This window comes from Verrucosispora sp. WMMA2121 (assembly GCF_027460185.1).
GTDB classification, from domain to species: domain Bacteria; phylum Actinomycetota; class Actinomycetes; order Mycobacteriales; family Micromonosporaceae; genus Micromonospora; species Micromonospora palythoicola.
The window spans coordinates 1391132-1407523 of record NZ_JAPZBH010000006.1 but is presented as its reverse complement, the minus strand read 5'-3'; the positions used below and the strand labels follow the sequence as shown (position 1 = coordinate 1407523).

The following is a 16392-nucleotide window of genomic DNA, read 5'->3' as shown; positions in this document are numbered from 1 at the left end:
TCCGGAGAACCGGAGACGGGCTTCCTGGTGGTGCGCTTGGTGGTGTCAGTTCACCGCGCCGATGTCCACCGCGCCGCGGCCGACGACCGCGCCTTCGGTGGTCACGACGGTCAGCTCACCGTAGAGGCTCCGACCCGCGGCCGGGGCGGACTGGGCCGTCACCGTGCCCGAGATGGTGCCGGTGGCACCGTGGGCCAGCGTGAGCGGCGTGCTCGACGCCGAGAGGGTGCCGAGCGCCGGGGAGGAGAACGAGTCCCGGTAGTCGTACTCGGTGCTGCCACCGGCCCCGTCGACCGAGTACGCCTCGACGACGACGGTGTAGGTGCCCGCCACCGGGTTGTTCAGGGTCACGGACTCCTCCGAGTCGCCGTCCGCGTTGTACGCGATCAGGCTGCCACCCCGGTACACGAACAGGTCGAGGTCGGCGCCGGCATCCGAGGTGTTGCCGATGCGGGCGGTGAAGCTGGTGGCGCCCGCCGGCACGTCCACGGTGTACTCCTGCGTCGCGTACTCGACGATGGTCGGCCGCTCCGCGTGCGAGCTGGCCAGCGCGCCGCCCTGGCCGGTCACCGTGACCGGGCCGAAGGTGTTCTTCAGCGACCAGGTGACCGGGGTCGGGGCGCCGGCGGTGACCGACGGCAGCTCGACCACGGCCGGCTCGACCGCGACGCCCTGCACCCGTGCCTGGAGCTGGTACGGGTTGTTCAGCGACGGCGAGGTCCGCCGCGACTCGACCTCGATCTCCCAGACACCCGGCATCGGGTTCTGGTAGTCGCGCTCGAAGGCGTTGCAGACGACCGTGCTGTTGTGGTTGGTGAAGCAGGCCAGGCTGGAGGTGCTCTCCACCGGAACGCCCCACGGGTTGAACGCGATGAAACGCGTCTGCGACCCGGTGGCGATGCCGGAGAGGTTGACCTGGAGCGCACCGGCACCCGGGGGGACCGTCACGAAGTACGACGTGGTGCTGTTCCGGTCCACCGAGCCCTGCGCCGAGTAGGCGAAGTTGGGCTTGCTGACGTCGTTCGAGACCACCACCACGGCGGAGACCTCGAAGTCGATCGTGCTGGTGGCCGGGTCGTCGACGGTCACGATCGTGCCGTGCGCGCCGACGGTCTTCGGCTTGGCGATGATCGTGATGGTGACGGGCGTGTTCAGCGGAAGCGTGACGTTCTTCGGCGCCGAGAAGGTGCCGTCGTTGCCGCGCAGGCCGATGTTGTGCTTCACGTTGCCGGTCGGGCCGCTGGTCCGGGTCAGCTTGACCTGGTACGACTTCGACTGGTTGACCTGGTGGCCGCCGTCGGCGGAGCCGCAGCGGTTGTAGATGCCGGTGCCCTGGTTCGGCGTGGCCAACAGGCCGGAGAGCACCGTGCAGACCGGGGCCTCGGAGGTGTACGAGCGGGTCTGCACACCCTTCTTGAGCAGCTTCCAGGCACCCGGCACGTTGAACATGCCGTAGCCCTGCCCGTAGGTCGGGGTGTCGGCGATCGGCTTGGCGGAGGTGAAGATCGCCCGCCGCAGCATCTCCGGGGTGATGCCCTTGTCGGTCGCCCGGGCGGCCGAGAGCAGCAGCGCGGCGGCGCCGGCGGCCTGCGGAGAGGCCATCGACGTGCCGTTGAACATGCCGTAGCCCGGCGGCAGCGCGTAGCCGGCCTCGGCGACCGGGCTGCCGGGCTGCCATACCGGCGTGGTGGAGATGGCCGAACCCGGCGCGGCGATGTTCGGCTTGGCGCCACCGTCCTCACGCGGGCCGCGCGAGGAGAAGTTGAACAGCGCGTTCTTCTTCTTGACCACCGAGCCGTAGTTCGCCAGCCAGGTGTCCTTGCTGATGCTGGCGGCGACGCTGACCACGTTGCTTGCCACCGACGGGTCGCCGATGGTGTTCACACCCGGGCCGGAGTTGCCGGCCGAGATGAACATCTGCACCCCGTAGGTGGTGATCAGGTTGTTGTAGAGGGTGGCGCGGGCGTTGTTGGCGTCGTTCAGCGCCGGCAGGCCACCGATCGACATGTTGATCACGTCGACCCCGCGGTTGATCACCAGATCGGCCATGCCGGTGGTGAGCGCGGCGGCCGTGCAGCCACCGCCCCAGGAGCAGGCACGGGAGGAAACGATCTTGGCGCCGGGGGCGGCACCGTCGAACGCGCCGTTGCCGAGCATGTCGTTCGCGGCGGTGATGCCGGCGACGTGCGTGCCGTGGGCGCTCTCGATGATGCCGATGTTGACGTAGTCCACCAGGCCGGGGCCGCCGACCGGGGTGGTGTCGACGTTCTTGCGGTACTCGACGACGAACGACATCCGCTCCTTGATCGGAGTCGCCGGGTTGTCGGTGCCGAAGTGGCCGACGTCGAACTTCTCCTTGTACGGCCGCATCACGGCCTGGTCGGTGAAGTCGCCGTCCTGGTCGGTGTCGACCCAGATGTTGTTGGTGGCCGGGTCGAAGAGAATGCCGAACTGGTCGGTGTTGTCCCCGTCGCGGTTGACGTCACCGGCCGGGTCGCTCTGGTTCGTGATGTTCTCACTGAACAGGTTGAACCGGTAGGTGCCGGCCGGCGCGGTCCAGGTGCGACCGGCCAGGGTGAACGTCGGCCCGGTCACCTGGTTGAGCATCGGACGCCAGGTGGAGTCCTCGAACGGGTCGGTCGCGGTGACCCAGTCGACGATCTTGCGTTCGCCGGTGGTGGTCTCCTGCAGCGCCGGGTGCTCCAGGTCCACGCCGGAGTCCATGATGCCGATGGTGACGCCTCGGCCGTCCCACTTCTTGTGCTGCTTGACGAACTTGACCGCACCGGTCTCGTTCGTCGGCATGTACGGGTTGTCGGCCTTGGTCCGGGCGCCCGGTCCGCTGAGCGTCCCGCCCTGCTTGCCGCCCTTCGTGCCGCCCGGGGCGACCTCGGGCTTCGGGTCGGGCAGCTGGATCTTCTCGTCCAGGTCGATGGTGGCCACGCCGGGCAGCTTGGCGGCCTTGACCGCCTTGCCGGTCGGCACCTTGGCGAGCACGTAACCGATGGTGTCGAAGCGCTCGGTGACGGCCGCGCCGAGATCCTCGAGGTCGTCGGCGACGTCCTTCGCCTTGCCCTTGTCGGTGGCGACGATCATCGTGACCGTGGGGGCCTTCTTCGCCTCCGCCTCGGCGAGCAGCTTGGCGTCGTGCTGGTCCAACGACTCGGCGGGGGTGGCCTGCGCGGCGTCGGGTCCGGCAGGAGCGGCGCTCGCGGTGGCGGCACCGCCCGCCACGGTCACGGCGCTGGCCGCCATCACCGAGGCGAAGAGCGCGGCGGAGGTACGCCGGCTCAGGTTTCGGGGTTTACTCACGTTCTCTTTCCTCCAGAGAACTCAGGCGCCCTCAGAAGCAGGGCACGCGTGAGCGAAATCCTTCGTGGTGCCGACCGTCGATGTCACTACCGCCAGGTACGTTGTGACCATCTCGTGATATGCGAGACGCTCATTGTCACATCGAAGATGATAGGGGCCGATTTCAGTTAGACCGAGTTCGATCATCTGGAGTGGATTCGACGAGCAGCTCTGGCGCTTGCGGCTGTCGTGGCGCCAGTTCCACCTGCCCCGGGCTGGGCAGTTCCTGATCCGACACGCCCAGTTCCGCCAGCTTGCGGGCGCTCACCAGCACCCGCGCCTCCAGCGAGCCCACCGCCCGGTTGTACGCGGTGACCGCACCACCGAGTGAGGCACCGAGTTTGCCGACGTGGTCACCGAGCGTCGACAACCGTCCGTACAGTTCCCGCGCCAGCGTGTGCACGGCCATCGCATTGCGGGTCAGCTGTTCCTGCCGCCACGACCAGGCGACCGTACGCAGCAGCGCGACCAGGGTGGCCGGGGTGGCCAGCACCACGTTACGGGCGAAGGCGTGCTCCAGCAGCGTCGGATCACGTTGCAGTGCGACGTCCAGAAAAGGATCGGCCGGCACGAAGAGCACCACGAACTCCGGAGTGGACTCGAACGCGGACCAGTACGACTTGGCGGCCAGCGCGTCGACGTGCGCCCGCAGGTGCTTGGCGTGCGCGTCGAGATGGGTGTCCCGGCCCCGCTCGTCGCGCGCCTCCATCGCGGTGAGGTACGCGTCGAACGGCGCCTTCGCGTCCACCACCACGCTCCGGCCGCCGTGCAGGCGAACCACCAGGTCGGGGCGTACCGTCTGCTGGTCGGTGGCGGCGGTGACCTGCTCGGCGAAGTCACAGTGTTCCAGCATTCCGGCGGCCTCGACGATGCGGCGCAGCTGGTGTTCGCCCCACCGTCCACGTACCTGCGGCGCACGCAGGGCGGCCACCAACTGCTTCGTTTCCGTCCGCAGCTCGCCGGAGACCGCGCTCATCGCGCGGACCTGTTCGCGCAGCTCGGCGTACGCGTCGACCCGCTCACGTTCGAGATCGGCGACCCGCTGCTCGTAGCGCCGCAGCGTCTCGTGCAACGGGGCCACCGCCCGGGCGACCGCCTCCTGCGACTGGGCCGTCGCCTCGTAGCTCAGCGCCCGCATCGACTGCTCCAGCCGCGCCTCGCCCTCCCGGGTGGCGCGCAGCGTGGCGTCCAGCCGGGTGATCTCGGTCACCGAGCGGGCCCGGGCGGCGAACCAGCCGACCGCGCCGCCGGCACCGAGACAGACGACGACAACCGCGAGGGTCTCCAGGTCCATCCTCAGGAGCTTGCCAAAAGTGGGCCCGGTACGCCCGGACGGGTGCGTCCTGATTCCCCCGCGCCGGAATCGTCGCAGCGGAGCTGGTTGGTCCACGCTGGGTAGGTTGAGATGGTGGAACTTCTGCTGCTCGTACTGATCGTGGTGGTGCTCGGCGGTGCCCTGCTCTGGTGGCGCCGGGAACGCGCCGCCCGTGAGGCCCGCAACCTCGCCGACGTGCGGGCCGACGCGCGGCGGTGGTACGAACGCCTCGGCGGACAGGTGATGAACCTCAGCGGCGAGGACCCGGCGGCACGCCAGGCACTTGCCGACGCCGCCGAGCGCTACCACGCCGCCGGCTCCCAGCTGGAGCAGGCCGGCAGCATCACGCAGTACCGGCTTGCCCGGGAGACCGCGGTGGAGGGCCTCACCTACATCCGGGCGGCCCGGCTGGCGCTCGGCATCGACCCGGGCCCACCCCTGCCACCGTTGGCCGCCGCCAGCGGCGCCGGGGAACTGACCGTGCCGCGTCAGGTCGAGGTGCAGGGGCAGACGTTCCAGGCCGGCCCGCAGCCGGGGCAGGACACGCCTTACTACTACCCGGGCGGGCGGGTGCGGGGCCGACCGGTGCCGGCCGGGTGGTACTCCACCCCCTGGTGGAAGACGGCGTTCGGGGCCGGCGTCGGGGTGCTCGGCGGCATGCTGATCGCGGACGCGCTGTTCTCGCCGTCCTTCGGCGACCCCGGATATGACGCCGCCGCCGCGGGTGGCTTCGACGATCCGGGCGACGCCGGCGCGGACTTCGGTGGCGGAGATTTCGGTGGCGGCGATTTTGGCGGCGGCGATTTCGGTGGCGGGGACTTCTGACGCCCACCATCGTTCGACTACCTAACGAGCCGACCGAGCGCTGTCAGGATCAGGAAGGGCACCTTTCGCTACCGGAGACGAAAGATGCCCTTCCTGATCACACAACCTCTCAGCCGGTGTTGCGCATGCCGGCGGCGATGCCGTTGACCGTGGTGAGCAGGGCCCGCTCCAGGGCGGTGCCGTCGCTCGGGGCGCGTCGGCCACCCGGTGCGGTGGCCACCGCCCGGCCGGCCGCCCCGGAGTCGCGGTACTGCCGCAGCAACGCCACCTGAAGGTGGTGCAGCGGCTCCAGGTAGGTGTCACGGACGGCGAGGGTGCGTTGCAGCACCGGGGAGTTCTCCAGCAGGTCCGGTGAGTCGGTGACGGCGAGCACCTCGCGCCGGGTCAGCTCGTACTCCTGCTCGATCTTGTCGAAGATCGGGTGCAGCTGCTTCGGGACCAGGGTCTCGACGTACCGGCGGGCGATGCCGAGGTCGGTCTTGGTCAGCATCATCTCCACGTTGGACAGGAACGTGCGGAAGAAGTGCCAGTTGCGGTGCATCTCGGCGAGCACGTCGGCCAGCCCGGCCTCCCGGGCGGCGGCCAGACCGGAGCCGACCCCGAACCAGCCGGGCACGATCTGCCGGGTCTGGGTCCAGCCGAACACCCACGGGATGGCCCGCAGCCCGGACAGGCCGGCGCCGGTGTTCGGCCGCTTCGCCGGCCGGGAGCCGATGTTCAACGCACCGAGCAGTTCGGTCGGGGTGGAGGCCCAGAAGTACGCGGGCAGGTCCGGATCCTCCACCAGTGAGCGGTACGACCGGAACGCCGACTCGGACACCACGTCCATCGTCGCGTCCCAGCGTTCCAACATCTCGGCGGGTTGGCGGGGCGCGGTGTGCAGTAGCGTCGCCTGGAGCACGGCGGCCACGCTCAGCTCGAGGTTCTCCCGAGCCAGCGCGGGCAGGGTGTACTTGTCGGAGATGACCTCACCCTGCTCGGTCACCTTTATCGCGCCGTCCAGGGTGCCGTACGGCTGAGCCAGGATCGCGTCGTGCGTGGGGCCGCCACCACGTCCGACCGTGCCACCCCGGCCGTGGAAGAGCCGCAGGTGCACGCCGTGCCGAGCGGCCACGTCGCGCAGTGCCCGCTGGGCTCGGTGGATCGACCACTGGCTGGTGGTGATGCCGGCTTCCTTGTTGGAGTCGGAGTAACCGAGCATCACCTCCTGCACGTCGCCCCGGGCCGCCACCAGCGCCCGGTACGCCGGCAGCGACAGCAGCTCGTCGAGCAGCTCGCCGCCGGAGTTCAGCTCGGCCGGGGTCTCCAGCAGCGGCACGATGCCGATCCGGGCCCGGCCGCTGTGCACGTCGACCAGGCCGGCCTCGCGGGCGAGCACCACGGCGGCGAGCACGTCGTCCACGCCGAGGGTCATCGAGATGATGTACGACTCGATCACCTCGGCGCCGAACCGGTCCTGCGCCTCCCGGATGGTGCTGAACACGTCGAAGGTCTTGCGTGCCGACTGGCTCAGCGGGGTGTCCGACGTCGACAGCGGCCGGCGACTGGCCAGCTCGTCGGCGAGCAGCTTGGTGCGCTCCAGCCGGCTCAGCGACGGGTAGTCGTCCACCTCACCCACCGCCGCGTACAGCTGGGTGAGCACCTCGTGGTGCTTCTCGGCGTGCTCGCGGACGTCCATGGTCGCCAGGTGCAGACCGAACGCCGAGACGGTACGGATGGTCGAGGCGAGCCGGCCGACGGCGGTGAGCTGACCGGAGTTGCGGGCCAGCGAGGCACGCAGCAGATCGAGGTCGGCGATCAGCTCGGCCGAACCCCGGTAGTCGCGCCCCGGCACGTGCGGGGTGCCCTGACGCAGCCGGGCCCGGGTGTTGGCGAGCTTGGCGCGGACACAGCGGGCCTTGAGCCGGTACGGCTCCTCGGCGTTGACCCGACGGAAGCGCGGTGCCACCTCGGGCAGCGCGTCGAGGTCGGCGGCGAGGCTGGCGGACAGGTCGAGCGAGACCCCGCGCAGGCGACGGGAGACCGACACCTCGTTGATCAGCTCTTCCATCGCCGCCTCGGTGGCGGTCAGGCCGTGCTCGTGCTGGATGGCCAGCACCTCGCGGGTCACCGCCGGAGTGACGAACGGGTTGCCGTCCCGGTCACCGCCGATCCAGGTGCCGAAGGTCAGCGGTCGGGCCGTCGGCGAGGTCTCCACGCCGAGCGTACGCAGCGTCTCGGCGAGGTCGTCGAGCACCTGCGGGGCCGCCTCGGCGTACAGGTCACGCAGGTAGTAGATGGCGTTGCGCGCCTCGTCGGTCGGGTCCGGCCGGTCCAGCCGCAGCTCGTCGGTCTGCCACATCAGGTCGAGCAGCTCGGCCAGCCGCCGGTTCGCCGGGCCCTCGTCGCTGGCGCCGTAGAGGATCGCGTTGGCCGTCTCGGCGTCCAGCTCGTCGGCGATCGCGCGCAGCTTCGACAGGATCGACCGGCGGGCCGCCTCGGTCGGGTGAGCGGTGAAGACCGGACGTACCGCCAGCCGGCGGGCCACCGAGGCGATCTCCTCGGCCGGCACCCCGCGTTCGGCGATCATCTTGGCCGCCTGGTCCAGCCAGCCGCCCTGGACGGCGCGGCGACGCCGCAGGTCCCGGGCCCGGTGCACCTGCTCGGTGATGTTGGCCAGGTGGAAGTAGGTGGAGAAGGCGCGGGCCAGCTTGGTGCCGGTGGTCACGTCGAGCCCGCCGAGCCGCCGGGCGGCGGCCGGGGCGTCGGTGCGGACCTGGGCCCGGATCTCCTCGACGAGGTCGAGCAGCGGGCGGCCCTCCTGGCGGGCCAGGGTCTGCCCGAGCAACGTGCCCAACCTACGGATGTCGGCGCGCAGCGCGGCGTCGGGGCCGTCGTGATCGTGCTGGTCGGTCACCATGCGCTCCTCACGTCAAGTACGAAGGACAGCGCTGTCCGACTCCCCCGATCGTATCCACGCGAACCCGCCCGGAAGGAAGGCCCCCTTGATAACGCCCTTTGTTTCAGGGGGACCCCAGCCGGACGTCGACGCTGCAGAGGTTCGCCGGTCGAGGACTTCCGGGGGTCGAAAACCGCTGTTCACGGCCGATAGCGTCGAGGACATGACGTCGTTGGTCCAGCCACCGAAGCCGCGACCTGGCGATCGAGTGGCGATCGTCTCACCCTCCGCCGGTCTGCCCGCTCTCTTCCCGCACGTGTACGAACTGGGGCTGCGCCGGCTGCGTGCGGAGTACGGCCTGGAGCCGGTCGAGTACCCGACCACCCGGGTCATGGGCGCCGACCCGCGCGACCGCGCCCGGGACCTGACCGCCGCCTTCGCCGATCCGACGATCACCGCTGTGCTGGCCACCGTCGGCGGCGACGATCTGATCACCGTGACGCCGCACCTGGACGACGAGGTGCTGCGGGCCAACCCGAAGCCCTACTTCGGGTACTCCGACAACACCAACGTGCTCAACCACCTGCACCGGCTGGGCGTGGTCAGCTATCACGGCGGGTCCGTGCTGGTGCACCTCGGCCGCCCCGGCGCGCTGCACCCGCTGACCGCCGACTCGCTGCGCGCGGCGCTGTTCGGCAGCGACTGGTACGACCTGACCCCGGCGGCGCAGTGGGGCGACGAGCCGAACGACTGGAACGATCCCGCGTCGCTCGCCGCCGAGCCGGTGATGTTCCCCGGCACCGGTTGGCGTTGGCAGGGGCCGGCGAAGGTGGTCGAGGGACGCACCTGGGGCGGCAACCTGGAGGTGCTGCACTGGCTGCTCGCCGCCGACCGGGTCGCTCCGGCGGCCACGCTGGCCGGGTCGGTCTTCCTGATGGAGACCTCGGAGGAGTTGCCATCGGCCGTCGAGGTCTACCGGATGCTGCGTAACCTTGGTGAGCGTGGGCTGCTCGGCGGCTTCCCCGCCGCGCTCGTCGGCCGCGCCAAGGCGTGGGAGTTCAGCCGCCGGCTCACCCCGGCCGAGAAGCAGGCGTACGCCGAGGACCAGCGCGCCGCCGTCACCCGTGCCTTCGCCGAGTACGCCAGCGACACGGTCCTGGTCTTCGACGTCGACTTCGGTCACACCGATCCGCAGCTGATCATCCCGTACGGCGGCGAGGTCCGGGTGGACCCGGTCCAGCGACGCATCTCGGTCCGCTACTGACCGCCAAGCCGACGCGCCGAGGGGCCCATCAGTCCACGACGGCGAAGGCGCGGACGGGGAAGGTGCCCATGCCGGCCACCCTCGGTGGCGCGGCGGTGAACCGGAAGCCGTCCGGCGGCAGGGCGTCCAGCCCGGTCAGGTGCTCCACGATCGGGATGCCGGCGGCCAGCAGGAGGCTGTGCGCGGGCCGCTCGCCGCCGGCCGCGGGACCCATGGCGTCAATGTTGATCGAGTCGATGCCGACCAGGGCGGCGCCCGCGTCCACCAGCGCCCGCGCGCCGTCAGCGGTCAGGTGGGGCGCCTCCGGTGCGCCGTACCCGTCGGTGCCGAAGTGCGCGTCCCAGCCGGTGTGCAGCAGCACCGCCTTGCCGGCCACGTCGTACGGCGCCAGCAGCAGCCGGTCCGCCGCGCGGGTGCCGGCGGGCAGCCGGACGACGAGTCCGGGCAGGTCGGCGAGGCGGTCCAGCGGGAAACCGGACAGGTCGGCACCGTCGGCGTACCGGTGGGCGGGGGTGTCCAGGTAGGTGCCGGTGTTGGCGATCATGTCGATCCGGGCCACCTGGAACTCGGTGCCCGGCGCGTAGTGCTCGCGGGACGCCTCGCGGCTCAGCCACTCGGTGATCTTCGGGGCCGGCCAGCCGGGCAGGGTGGTCATCCCGTCGGTGACCAGGTGACTCAACTCGATCAGCCGCCGCCCGTGGGCGCTGTCCACGGCATTGCGGACGGCGCGACCGCCCTTGTGCGGTTCCTCGATGACCGTCTTGTTGGTGATCCGTACCTCGGCGACCATCAGCAGACCGAGATGCCGGACGAACAGCGCCGCCAGGTCGGCGTCGTCGATCCGGTCACCCGGGATGTCCAACCGGAACCCCTCGGTGCTCAGGCCCCCGCCGTTGGCGAAGGTGACCTCCGCGTCGAACCGCGCACGATATTCCCCGCTCATTCCAGCACCCGATCACCCCCCACCCGACCAGTCAAGATCCGCCACTGCCCCTGCCGCCCCGGGCGAGGCGACAACTTCGGGCAAAGTGTGGCCTCCCACGCCCCGCAGCCTGCACTTTCCCCGCAGTTGCACACGCCCTCGGGCCGGTCGGGGCGCTTCTGTGCGGCGGCGGCCGGGAGGGTGGGAAGCGGGGTGAAGGTCGGTGGGCAGAGCTAGGCTGGCAGCGCACCCCCCGTCCGGGCTGGACGCGGGGTGATCGTCGTGTCCCCATCTCGGAAGTGATCATGACTGCGCTCACCGGACTGTTCGCCGCCGCCCTGGCCGACCCGGGCCTGGCCCGCGTCCGTGACCTGGCGCGCTCCGGTGCGGCCCAGGTCGACGGGCTCGACCTGACCGCCCCGCCGGCGCTGCGCCCGTTCGCGGTCGCCGCGGTCGCGGCGGATCCCGACGACCGTGCCGGCGGCCTGGGAAACGGCGGCGGCTCGGGGAGCGGCGGCGGCTCGGGGAGCGGCGCGACGGCCGGCGGCGCGGGGCGGGCGGTGCTGGCGGTCACCGCCACCAGCCGCGAGGCCGAGGATCTCGTCGCCGCGCTGGGCAGCCTGCTGCCGCCCGAGCAGGTGGCGATCTTCCCGAGCTGGGAGACGCTGCCGCACGAGCGACTCTCCCCACGTTCCGACACCGTCGGCCGGCGGTTGGCCGTGCTGCGCCGGCTCGCGCACCCGGACTCGGCGGACGCGCACGGGCGCACCGGCCCGCTGCGGGTGGTGGTGGCCCCCGTCCGCTCGGTGCTGCAACCCCAGCTCAAGGGGCTCGGCGACCTGGAACCGGTCCGGTTGGCCGCCGGCGACGAGGCCGACCTGGAGCAGGTCGCCCGCCGGCTCACCGACATGGCGTACGCCCGCGTCGACCTGGTCACCAAGCGGGGCGAGTTCGCCGTGCGCGGCGGCATCCTGGACGTCTTCCCGCCCACCGACGAGCACCCGTCCCGGGTCGAGTTCTGGGGCGACGAGGTGGAGGAGATCCGCACCTTCGCCGTCGCCGACCAGCGCACCATCGAGCAGATCCCCCAGCTGTGGGCCCCGCCCTGCCGGGAACTGCTGCTCACCCCCGAGATCCGGGAGCGGGCCGCCACCCTCGCCCAGCAGCACCCGGAGCTGGCCGAGATCCTGGACAAGCTGGCCGGCGGGGTGCCGGTGGAGGGCATGGAGTCCCTGGCCCCGGCGTTGATCGGCGACGGCTCGATGGAGTTGCTGCTGGACTGCATGCCGGCCGGCACCCACGTGCTGCTCTGCGACCCGGAGCGGATCCGCACCCGGGCGCACGACCTGGTGCGTACCTCGGAGGAGTTCCTCCAGGCCAGTTGGGCCGCGGCCGCCGTCGGTGGCCAGGCCCCGGTGGACCTCGGCGCCGCCGCCTTCCACACCCTCGCGGACGTACGCGCGCACGCCGCGACCCTGCGCCAGCCCTGGTGGACGCTGTCCCCGTTCGGCCTGGCCGAGCCGGTCGGCCCGGCCGCGACCCGGCAGCCCTGGGAGGACGAGCCGGCGGCGGTCGACGTCACTCCCGACGACGCGATCGCGGTGGCCCTGGCGGCCCAGCCCGCACCGCTCTACCACGGCGAGACCGCCCGGGTGGTCGACGACCTCAAGCGGTGGGCCGGCGAGGGCTGGTCGATCGCGCTGGTCTTCGAGGGGCACGGCCCCGCCCAACGGGCCGTCGAGGTGCTCCGGGACGGCGGTCTCGGTGCCCGGATGACCGAGGAGGTGCCGGCCGCGCCCGCCCCCGGGGAACTGCTGGTCACCTGCGGCAGCCTGACCGGTGGCTTCGTCGACGAGGCGGCCCGGTTCGTGCTGCTCACCGGCAGCGACGTGACCGGCGGTCGGGGCGTGTCCACCCGTGACATGCGTAAGATGCCGAGCCGGCGGCGCAACACCATCGACCCGCTGGAGCTGCGCGCCGGCGACCACGTGGTGCACGAGCAGCACGGCATCGGCCGGTACGTCGAACTGGTGCAGCGCACCGTGAACGGCGCCTCCCGGGAGTACCTCGTCATCGAGTACGCCCCGAGCAAGCGCGGCCAGCCCGGTGACCGCCTCTTCGTCCCCACCGACCAGCTCGACCAGTTGAGCCGCTACGTCGGCGGTGAGCAGCCCACCCTGCACAAGATGGGCGGCTCGGACTGGCAGAAGTCCAAGGCCCGGGCCCGCAAGGCGGTCCGCGAGATCGCCGCCCAGCTGATCCAGCTCTACGCCGCCCGCAAGGCGTCCAAGGGGCACAACTTCGGGCCGGACACCCCGTGGCAGCGGGAGTTGGAGGACGCCTTCCCCTGGCAGGAGACGCCCGACCAGCTCGCCGCCATCGAAGAGGTCAAGCGGGACATGGAGCAGAGCATCCCGATGGACCGGCTGATCTGCGGCGACGTCGGCTACGGCAAGACCGAGATCGCGGTACGGGCGGCGTTCAAGGCGGTGCAGGACGGCAAGCAGGTGGCCGTGCTGGTGCCGACCACCCTGCTGGTGCAGCAGCACTACAACACCTTCGCCGAGCGGATGAGTCAGTTCCCGGTGACCATCCGGCAGCTGTCCCGCTTCCAGACGCCCAAGGAGGCGGAGCAGACCCTGGCCATGGTCGCCGACGGCACCGCCGACATCGTCATCGGCACCCACCGACTGCTGGCGTCGGCCACCCGGTTCAAGTCGCTCGGGCTGGTCATCGTCGACGAGGAGCAGCGCTTCGGCGTCGAGCACAAGGAGCACCTCAAGTCGATGCGGGCCGCCGTCGACGTGCTGAGCATGTCCGCCACCCCGATTCCGCGCACCCTGGAGATGGCGATCACCGGCATCCGGGAGATGTCCACGATCGCCACTCCGCCCGAGGAGCGGCACCCGGTGCTCACCGCCGTCGGTGCCCAGGACGACCGGCAGGTGGCCGCCGCGATCCACCGTGAGCTGCTCCGCGACGGTCAGGTCTTCTACCTGCACAACCGGGTCGAGTCGATCGAGCGGACCGCCCGCCGGCTGCGCGAGCTGGTGCCCGAGGCGCGGGTGGCGGTGGCGCACGGGCAGATGGGTGAGGACGCCCTGGAAAAGGTCATGGTCGGCTTCTGGGAGAAGGAGTACGACGTCCTGGTCTGCACCACGATCGTCGAGTCCGGCATCGACATCCCGAACGCCAACACGCTGATCGTGGAGCGGGCCGACCTGCTCGGCCTGGCTCAGCTGCACCAGATCCGGGGCCGGGTGGGCCGGGGCCGGGAGCGGGCGTACGCGTACTTCCTCTATCCGCCGGACAAGCCGCTCACCGAGCACGCCCACGAGCGGCTGGCCACCATCGCCCAGCACACCGAGCTGGGCGCCGGCATGTACGTGGCCATGAAGGACCTGGAGATCCGGGGCGCCGGCAACCTGCTCGGCGGCGAGCAGTCCGGGCACATCGAGGGCGTCGGGTTCGACCTGTACGTGCGGATGGTCGGCGAGGCGGTGCAGGCGTTCAAGGGTGAGCGTCCGGAGGAGGAGACCGACATCAAGATCGACCTCCCGGTGGACGCGCACCTGCCGCACGACTACGTGGGGGTGGAACGGCTGCGCCTGGAGATGTACCGCAAGCTCGCCGAGGCCCGCGACGAGGAGCGGTTGCGCGAGGTGGCCGCCGAGATGACCGACCGGTACGGCGAGCCGCCCGCACCCGTGCAGAACCTGATCGCGGTGGCCCGGTTCCGGCTGTTGGCCCGGTCCTACGGCCTCACCGACGTCAGCATGCAGGGCAAACACCTCCGGTTCGGTCCGCTGCCGCTGCCCGACTCCAAGCAGTTGCGGCTCAAGCGCTACCACCCCGACTCGGTCTACAAGGCCGCCCTCGACCAGGTAAGCGTTCCCCGCCCGATGACCCGCCGGGTGGGTGGCGAGCCGCTGCGCGACCAGCCCCTGTTGGAGTGGTGCGCCCAGCTCCTCTCCGACGTGCTCGGCGCACCCGCCGGTGTCACCGGTGGACAGGGGGCATGAGAGAGTGACGGGCATGCGTGCTCGCCGTCTTGTCGCCGTCGCCAGCGTGGCGGTCGGCCTCGTCGCCCTCGCCGGTTGCCGTTCCGAGCCCGGTGTCGCCGCGTACGTCGGTGACCATCGGATCACCGAGGACGCGGTCACCGAGGTAATCGAGGACGTTCAGGCGAAGAACCCGACCCCGACCGAGGGGGACGAGGCGCCGCCCGGCCAGGAGCCTCCGCTGCCCGGCCAGGAGCCCCAGCTGCCCGCGCGCAGCCAGGTGGTGAGCACCCTGGTGCTCAGCGAGGTCTGCGAGCGGGTCTCCGCCGACGAGGGCTACCGGCCGCAGAACCAGATCGACCCGGCGCAGGTGGCGCAGGGCATCGGCCTGAGCCCGGAGACGGGGTACGTGCGGCAGGTGGCCGAGCTGTACACCTGCCTGTCCGGCATCCCGATCGGCGCTCCGGTGGCCCCCACCGAGCAGGAGCTGACCGAGCTGGTCGAGGCGGGCAAGCGGGCCGGCGCGGTGCCGCCCGAGGTGACCGTCGAGGAGGCCGCCGCCCAGCTCGACGGCGACCAGCTGCGCCAGGCCCTGGCCAACCGCAACTCGCTGCGCGAGGCCGTCGAGACCTACGACGTGACGGTCAACCCCCGGTACCGGCCGCTGGTGTTCCCGGTGCTGAGCTTCACCGGTCAGGCCATCGCGGTGGGCGTGCCGCTGGGTGAGCCGGGATCCGACGCGGTCACCGACATCTCCACCCCGCAGCCGCGCCCCGAGCCGCCCGTACCGTCCGCCGGCTGAGCATGCCCCGGATCGTCCTGCTGGTGACCTCGCCCCGGTTGCCGGCCGGGCTGCTGACGGCAGCCGCCTGGGACGTCGTACGCGCGGCTCCGGTGCTGGTCGCCGAGGAGAGCGAGCTGACCACGGCGCTGCGGTCGGCGGGCGCCGAGGTGCGGGTGCTCGACGGGCCGCCGGTGCCGGCGCTGCTCGACGCGGTGGCGGCACATGACACGGTGGTCTGGCTGGCCGGCCCGGCCGGCGACGAGTCGGTGGCCCGGGAGTTGGGGCTGCGGCTGGCCCGCGAGCCAGGGTTGGCGGAGCTGGAGCTGATGTACGGCTCGTGGGATCCTCCGGGCGCTCGCCTGCTGGACGCGGTGGCGGTGCTCGACCGGCTGCTCTCGCCCGGCGGGGATCCGTGGAAGCGGGCGCAGACCCACCGCAGCCTGGCCCGCTTCCTGCTGGAGGAGAGCTACGAGGCCTATGACGCGATGAGCGCCGGGGACACCGACGCGCTGCGCGAGGAACTGGGCGACGTGCTGCTCCAGGTGGTGCTGCACGCCCGGCTGGCCGAGGAGCTGCCCGAGGACGAACGCTGGACCATCGACGACGTGGCCGGTGGGCTGGTGGACAAGATGATCCGACGCAACCCACACGTCTTCGCCGGTGCCGAGGCGGGCACCCTGGAGGAGATCACCGCCAACTGGGAGCGGATCAAGCAGGCGGAGAAGGCCCGTGACTCGGTCCTCGACGGCATCGCGTTGAGCCAACCGGCGCTCGCCCTGGCGGCGAAGATCGTCGAGCGTGCCGCCCGGGCCGGCGTCACCGCGCCGCTGCCGTCACCGGAGACACAACCCGACCCCGAAACCACCCTCGGTGCCCACCTGCTCGCCCTGGTCGCCCAGGCCCGCACGTCCGACGTGGACCCCGAAGCCGCCCTCCGCCGCACCGCCCTCTCCCACGCCCAAACCATCCGCACCACCGAACCCCCACCCCCACCCACCACCCCCACCCAGCCGCGTTGATCATGAGGTTAGCGGAGCGAAATGTCGGATTCC

At 71.4% G+C, this 16392-nt stretch carries 8 protein-coding genes and 1 pseudogene; 5 read left to right on the top strand and 4 right to left on the bottom strand.

The window, feature by feature from the left end; genetic code table 11:
* Nucleotides 1–45: 45 nt before the first annotated feature.
* Together O7605_RS15300 and O7605_RS15295 are read right to left on the bottom strand one after the other, a co-directional pair.
* Complete coding sequence (locus tag O7605_RS15300; protein ID WP_269739815.1) at nt 46–3312, bottom strand: S8 family serine peptidase; 3267 nt, start codon at nt 3310–3312, stop codon at nt 46–48.
* A gap of 163 nt (nt 3313–3475) precedes the next feature.
* On the bottom strand, nt 3476–4645 hold the full coding sequence (locus O7605_RS15295) for a DNA recombination protein RmuC (protein WP_269739814.1): 1170 nt from the start codon (nt 4643–4645) through the stop codon (nt 3476–3478).
* A gap of 111 nt (nt 4646–4756) precedes the next feature.
* Here O7605_RS15295 and O7605_RS15290 point away from each other — a divergent pair, with 111 nt between their 5' ends.
* On the top strand, nt 4757–5491 hold the full coding sequence (locus O7605_RS15290; protein WP_443083928.1) for a hypothetical protein: 735 nt from the start codon (nt 4757–4759) through the stop codon (nt 5489–5491).
* A 109-nt stretch (nt 5492–5600) separates the two neighbouring features.
* Here the strand turns inward: O7605_RS15290 and ppc are convergent, their stop codons facing one another.
* The gene (ppc, locus tag O7605_RS15285) at nt 5601–8387 is read right to left on the bottom strand and encodes a phosphoenolpyruvate carboxylase (RefSeq protein ID WP_269739812.1); all 2787 of its coding nucleotides are present in this window, start codon (nt 8385–8387) and stop codon (nt 5601–5603) included.
* Nucleotides 8388–8592: 205 nt separating this feature from the next.
* Between ppc and O7605_RS15280 the strand changes: the two genes are divergently transcribed.
* Nucleotides 8593–9633, top strand: coding sequence for a S66 family peptidase (locus O7605_RS15280; RefSeq protein WP_269739811.1), 1041 nt, complete (start codon nt 8593–8595; stop codon nt 9631–9633).
* A 28-nt stretch (nt 9634–9661) separates the two neighbouring features.
* On the opposite strand, the gene O7605_RS15275 is transcribed toward O7605_RS15280, so the two are convergent.
* Nucleotides 9662–10576: a cyclase family protein gene (locus O7605_RS15275; RefSeq protein WP_269739810.1), complete on the bottom strand. Its 915-nt coding sequence runs from the start codon at nt 10574–10576 to the stop codon at nt 9662–9664.
* Between the two features lie 518 nt (nt 10577–11094).
* Between O7605_RS15275 and mfd the strand changes: the two are divergent.
* The 3 genes and pseudogenes from mfd to O7605_RS15260 form a co-directional block, all read left to right on the top strand.
* Nucleotides 11095–14577, top strand: a pseudogene (gene mfd, locus O7605_RS15270) (transcription-repair coupling factor); the annotation flags it as partial.
* Between the two features lie 13 nt (nt 14578–14590).
* Nucleotides 14591–15358, top strand: a complete 768-nt coding sequence (locus O7605_RS15265; RefSeq protein ID WP_269739808.1) for a hypothetical protein — start codon at nt 14591–14593, stop codon at nt 15356–15358.
* 2 nt (nt 15359–15360) lie between these two features.
* Nucleotides 15361–16359, top strand: coding sequence for a nucleoside triphosphate pyrophosphohydrolase (locus tag O7605_RS15260; RefSeq protein ID WP_269739807.1), 999 nt, complete (start codon nt 15361–15363; stop codon nt 16357–16359).
* Nucleotides 16360–16392: the final 33 nt, after the last annotated feature.

What these genes read in the sequence shown, in the direction of transcription:
- O7605_RS15295 (WP_269739814.1), bottom strand. Translation starts at nt 4,645, where the DNA reads ATGGACCTGGAGACCCTCGCGGTTGTCGTCGTCTGTCTCGGTGCCGGC.
- O7605_RS15290 (WP_443083928.1), top strand. Translation starts at nt 4,757, where the DNA reads ATGGTGGAACTTCTGCTGCTCGTACTGATCGTGGTGGTGCTCGGCGGT.
- O7605_RS15280 (WP_269739811.1), top strand. Translation starts at nt 8,593, where the DNA reads ATGACGTCGTTGGTCCAGCCACCGAAGCCGCGACCTGGCGATCGAGTG.
- O7605_RS15275 (WP_269739810.1), bottom strand. Translation starts at nt 10,576, where the DNA reads ATGAGCGGGGAATATCGTGCGCGGTTCGACGCGGAGGTCACCTTCGCC.
- O7605_RS15265 (WP_269739808.1), top strand. Translation starts at nt 14,591, where the DNA reads ATGCGTGCTCGCCGTCTTGTCGCCGTCGCCAGCGTGGCGGTCGGCCTC.
- O7605_RS15260 (WP_269739807.1), top strand. Translation starts at nt 15,361, where the DNA reads ATGCCCCGGATCGTCCTGCTGGTGACCTCGCCCCGGTTGCCGGCCGGG.